This window comes from Micromonospora sp. ATA51 (genome assembly GCF_016802855.1).
GTDB classification, from domain to species: Bacteria; Actinomycetota; Actinomycetes; order Mycobacteriales; family Micromonosporaceae; genus Micromonospora; species Micromonospora sicca.
In genome coordinates, this window is record NZ_JAEVHJ010000433.1 from 1 (window position 1) to 4498 (window position 4498).

At 74.2% G+C, this 4498-nt stretch carries 3 protein-coding genes and 1 pseudogene; 1 reads left to right on the plus strand and 3 read right to left on the minus strand.

Annotated elements, in window-relative coordinates:
• The first annotated feature begins 756 nt into the window (after positions 1 to 756).
• Positions 757 to 915: a CGNR zinc finger domain-containing protein gene (locus tag JNW87_RS35215; RefSeq protein WP_238455180.1), complete on the plus strand. Its 159-nt coding sequence runs from the start codon at positions 757 to 759 to the stop codon at positions 913 to 915.
• Positions 916 to 919: 4 nt separating this feature from the next.
• Here the strand turns inward: JNW87_RS35215 and JNW87_RS41065 are convergent, their stop codons facing one another.
• From JNW87_RS41065 to JNW87_RS35230, 3 genes and pseudogenes are all read right to left on the minus strand, one after another.
• Positions 920 to 1669: a phosphotransferase enzyme family protein gene (locus tag JNW87_RS41065; RefSeq protein ID WP_109799825.1), complete on the minus strand. Its 750-nt coding sequence runs from the start codon at positions 1667 to 1669 to the stop codon at positions 920 to 922.
• 420 nt (positions 1670 to 2089) lie between these two features.
• Positions 2090 to 2860, minus strand: a complete 771-nt coding sequence (locus JNW87_RS35225) for a DUF5995 family protein (RefSeq protein WP_109799826.1) — start codon at positions 2858 to 2860, stop codon at positions 2090 to 2092.
• A 106-nt stretch (positions 2861 to 2966) separates the two neighbouring features.
• Positions 2967 to 4498: pseudogene (locus JNW87_RS35230) on the minus strand (LuxR C-terminal-related transcriptional regulator); the annotation flags it as partial.

Consider the following 4498-nt stretch of genomic DNA (forward strand, 5'->3'; position numbering starts at 1 on the left):
CCGGCTCGAACCAGTGCAGGGCCAGCACACCGGCGCACCCGGCCGGCCGGGTGCGCGGCCGGACCAAATACGCCCGGACGGCCGGCTGCCCCGGCACCGGGATCTCGACGTCCCGGACCAGGACCGCGTCCCGACGGGTCGACGCGGGTCCGGCGGGCACCTCGGCGCGTGCCCCGCCCGCGCGGCGAGCGCGCCGGAAACCAGGAACAGTGCCGTGGACAGCAGTGCGGGCAGACGTCGCACGAGCCACCTCCATCACTTTCTAAATTGGTTTTATAACTGATGGCGCTAGGATGACGGACGGCGATCGGTCAAGGGCGGAAGGACGGCGGAACGTGTCGACAACCGGACGGCGGGACGGGCGGGGATGAGCGCCGTGCCGCCCCTGGAGCCCGCGCTGCGACTGGCCGTCGCGCTGCTGCACAGCTACTGGGTGCTCCAGGAACCGGTCGACCAGCTCACCGTCGCCCGGCTCCACGCCGCCGGCCGCGAGCTGGGCCTGGCCGAGGTCACCGGGACGCTGACCGAGGCCCGCCTGCCCCGACTGCGGGACCTGCGCGAACGGCTCTACCGGGTCTTCGCCGCGCCCGACCCGACCGCCCGGATCGCCACCCTCAACGAGGTGCTGGCCGAGGTCAGCGACGGCACCGCGGTCGAGGCGGCGCCCGACGGCACCCTGCGGCTGGCGCCGCTGCCGCACGCCGCCCGGTCGGACCCTTCGCCGCCCTGGTCACCGGGGCGCTCGCCCGGGCCGCGGTGGCCGGTGGCGCCGACCGGTTCGGGGTCTGCGCGGCCGACCCCTGCCGGGCCCCCTACCTCGACCGGACCCGCGCCGGCCGGCAACGCTTCTGCTGCGAGCTGTGCAACAACCGGGCCGCCGCCGCGGCGTACCGGAGCCGGACCCGGCGGTCCTGAGCAGTCACTCCAGCGCCGCGGTCCAGACCGGGACGTGCGCGTCCAGGTAGGCGGCCGTGTCCCGCCAGTACGCGCCGTCCTCGGCGTGGATCCGGGCCCAGGGCTGCACGCCGTCCCGGGCGCCCCGGCGGAGCAGGTCGTACATCGCGCGGGCACGCCGGCCCAGCAGCCCGGCCAGCGCCGGACGGTCCGCCCCGGTCAGGCCGTAGCCGTCCACCAAGACCCGCAGCCGCCGCGCAGACTCCCGCACCGGCCGGTCCGGTCGCATGCCGGCCATGCTCTGCGCCGCGTACGCCAGCTCCCACAGCCGGGTGCCCGGCCCGGCGGAGTCCCAGTCGATCAGCACCCAGCCGCGCGGCGAGCGGACCAGGTTCCACGGCGCCGCGTCGTGGTGGCAGACCAGGTCCGCGCCGTCGGGCGGGATGACCCGCTGCCACACCGCTGACGCCGGCGGCACGAAACCCGCCGTGGCGCGGTGCAACTCGGCCAGCAGGGCGCCGATCGACGCCAGCTCGGCCGGGGCGTACGTGCCCGCGGGGTCGCCGGGCTCCCCCGGCACGTACTCCAGCACCTGGCGGCCCCGGTCGTCCCGGCCCAACGGGCGCGGCGCGCCGGGGAAGCCGACCTCGTGCAGGTGAGTCAGCAGCGCGTCGACGCTGTCGGTCCACGGGCCGACCGGCCGCCCGACGGTGTCGCCGACCCGGACCACCCCCGCGGTGGCGTTGCCCGGCAGCGGCAGCTCGGTCTCCGTCACCGGCCCATCCTCGCACCGGGCCGGCACGACGATGTCCCCGCGTTCCGCCGGACGACGGAACGCGGGGACCGTTGCGAGCGAGTGCGCTTTGGTGAGCACACCAACTCGCAGTCCGCCGTCACCAGCGGACGCTCCTCGTCTTACCCGCTGACGCGGTGCGAGGTTGACGCTTCGACGACCACAGCCAGGACAGGTCCTGGTCTTACACGGTCTCCACGTCCGTTCGATCCCGAAGGATCTGGTTCCCGAGGCACTCCCGGTACCGACCAATCTGGCGTGTTTAGCCTGCCGTCGCAGGGGCCTCGCGCGCCGGATGGGTTTGATTATCACCTGCCCGACGGCGGTCACTCTAACACTGAAGCGCGCTCAAGAGCATCAGCGCCCACTCCGCTGGCAACAGATGTCAACCCCCCGTCGCGGCTACTGCAGGAACGCCCCGAGGGGCGAGAGCAGCAGCCGACCGAGCAGCGCGGCGTTGTCGTCCAACCGCGTCCGCTCACACTCGCGGGCCTCCGGATCGTGCCGGCAGCGCCAGATCTTCTGCGCGTTACGCCAGGCCACGTTCCGGGTGTACTCCACCAGTTCGCCCTGGTACCAGTCGTCGATGTCGCCGTTCACCATGTCGATCATGAGCTGCCAGTGGTCCAGGTAGCCCCGGCGCAGCTCGGGGATCCGCTCCGCGAAGATCTTGTTGATCTCCAGGTAGTCGTGGTGCTGGTCGCTGTCGTCGACCGGCTCGGACTCCAGGCTCTCCAGGGTGGTCACCACCGCGAACGGCAGGTCGAAGTTGATGTGCGCGTTCACCCCGGCGGCGGCCGACGGCAGCGGCCGGGCGTCCGGGCCGCGCATCCGCTGGAACAGGCAGGACCAGGCCTTCGGCGTGCTCGGGCTGGACTCCGTCCAGAACCGCAACGCGTCGAAGTAGCGGGCGGCGAACTCGACGTCCAGCCGGGCCAGGAAGGCCGGATCGGCGAAGCGGTCGTCGTAGAGGCCGTCCAGCACGGTGCTGGTAATGGTCAGGTAGAGCTTGTTGAAGTCCGCCAGGGGACAGCTCGCCTCCAGCGGCGGCAGCCGGACCAGCAGGTCCTGCAGCTTGGTCAGGTGGTCGACGACCGCCGGCACGTCGGCCGGGTGGTCGGCGAGCAGCCCGACGATGTCCTGGTGCACTGGACCCCAGACCGGTTCGGTCATCTCTCCTCCACTGTGGCCGGCCACCCCCGTACCGGTGACGTGGGACAGCCTTCCAGCCGCGCCGGTGCCCGGGATCAGTAGAACGACGTATGTCGGGTGGCCGGTCCTACGACTGTTCGACGCGGTTGCGCAGGAAGATCGCGCTCGCCTGCACCCGGGTCCGCACCTGGAGCTTGTCGAAGATGTGCGAGACGTGGACCCCGATGGTCCGCTCGCTGATGAACAGCCGCTGGCCGATCTCCTTGTTGGTCAGCCCCTCGGCGACCGCGGCCAGCACCTCCCGTTCCCGGGCGGTCAGCACGGCCAGCTCGTCCACCGCCGGCTCGGCGGGAAGCGCCGCGGCGGGCCGGCGGGGAGCCGGCGCCGGCGGCCCGCCGGCGGGCGACGGCCGCTCCTCCAGCGTCACCCGGGCGCGACCGGCCAGGGTACGGATCTCCGAGCTCAACGGCACCGCGCCGAGGCCCTGCGCCATCTGGTACGCCTGGCGCAGCAGCTTGCCGGCGGTCGCCACCCGGCTACGCCGGGCCAGCAACGCCTCGGCCTGCCGCAGCCGCGAGTAGGCCGCCGGGTACGGGTGGTTCCGGCGGTCCCACTCGGCCGCCGACCGGGCCCACAGCTCCGGGTCGCCCCGGCCGTCGAGCCGGCTCAGCTCGGCCGCGCAGAGCGCGAGGAAGCCGTCGACGATGTAGCGCACCGGGCGGCCGGCGTGCTGGCTCTTGCGGGCCACCCGGTCGACCACCTCGCGCAGCCGGCGGACCGCCGTCTCGTCCACCGCGATGGTGCGGCTGGCGTGCGCCTCCGCCTCCGCCCGCAGGCCGTGCCAGGCCAGCGTGGCCAGCACGATGACGTCGTCGGAGCGGCTCTCGGTCAGGCCACGCTGGACGGCCTGCCGGGCCAGGTCGTGCCGCCCCTCCCACATCGCCAGCCCGGCGCGCAGGATCAGCATCGGCAGCACGTGCCGGGCGCCGCCGCCGGCCAGCACGGTGGCCACCGCCTCCAGGTCCCGGTCGGAGGCCTCGATGTCGCCGTACCCGACGGAGAGCCGGCAGCGGGCCAGCAGCAGCTCGACCGCGTCCGCGCCGGACGGGCGGTGCCGCAGCGCCGCCGCGACCACCTTCTCCGCCTCCGACCACTGCCCCACCCGGAACAGGCCGTTGGTGGCGATGGCCAGCAGCCGGGTCTCCCAGGTGCGGCCCAGCCCCAGCTCGGCGACCCGCTCCGCGCCCCGGCGGGCCACCACCACGCCCTCCTCGAGGATGTTCAGCGGACCGGTCAGCAGCTCCGCCAGATGCAGGTACGCGCAGGCGACGTCCTCCGGCCGGCCAGACCGCTCGGCGGTCTCCACCGCCTCCCGCATCACCGCCAGCCCCGCGTCGGGATCCTCCAGGAAGGCCTCGCTGAAGCCGAGCGCGGCGCTGGCCAGCACCACCTCCGAGGCGGAGCCCTCGACCGTGGCGGCGAGCTGCAACGCCTCCCTGGCCTGCTCGCCGGCCTCGGCGTACCGGCCGAGGTGCAGCAGCAGCTCGGCCAAGTGGGCGGCGGCGGTGGCCCGCTCCCGCGCGGTGCAGTCGGCCGCCGCCAGCGCCGGCGGTACTCCGCCTCGGCGGGCGCGGACCGGCCGGCGGCGGCCAGGTAGCG

Coding starts and splice junctions, on each gene's coding strand:
- JNW87_RS35225 (WP_109799826.1), bottom strand. CDS start 2,860: ATGACCGAACCGGTCTGGGGTCCAGTGCACCAGGACATCGTCGGGCTG.